We start from the raw sequence: 446 nt of genomic DNA, 5'->3' as shown, positions 1-446 counted from the left end.
AAACCGGTCGTGGTGCGGTTTCTGAAAAAGACGCGCCGAAAGAACTGCTGCAGATGCTGGAAAAACAGAAAAAATGACTCGAGCACCACCACCACCACCACTGAGATCCGGCTGCTAACAAAGCCCGAAAGGAAGCTGAGTTGGCTGCTGCCACCGCTGAGCAATAACTAGCATAACCCCTTGGGGCCTCTAAACGGGTCTTGAGGGGTTTTTTGCTGAAAGGAGGAACTATATCCGGATTGGCGAATGGGACGCGCCCTGTAGCGGCGCATTAAGCGCGGCGGGTGTGGTGGTTACGCGCAGCGTGACCGCTACACTTGCCAGCGCCCTAGCGCCCGCTCCTTTCGCTTTCTTCCCTTCCTTTCTCGCCACGTTCGCCGGCTTTCCCCGTCAAGCTCTAAATCGGGGGCTCCCTTTAGGGGTCCGATTTGGTGCTTTACGGCACC

General features: G+C 57.0%; 1 pseudogene. It reads left to right on the top strand.

Going from position 1 to position 446, the window contains the following annotated elements:
- Positions 1-77, top strand: a pseudogene (sso7d, locus tag R0J88_RS18805) (chromatin protein Sso7d); the annotation flags it as partial.
- Positions 78-446 lie beyond the last annotated feature (369 nt).

It is taken from the genome of Pseudoalteromonas sp. SIMBA_162, assembly GCF_046535955.1.
Taxonomy (GTDB): domain Bacteria; phylum Pseudomonadota; class Gammaproteobacteria; order Enterobacterales; family Alteromonadaceae; genus Pseudoalteromonas; species Pseudoalteromonas marina.
The sequence above is the reverse complement of the archived record's forward strand: the minus strand, read 5'-3'. Positions and strand labels throughout refer to the sequence as shown.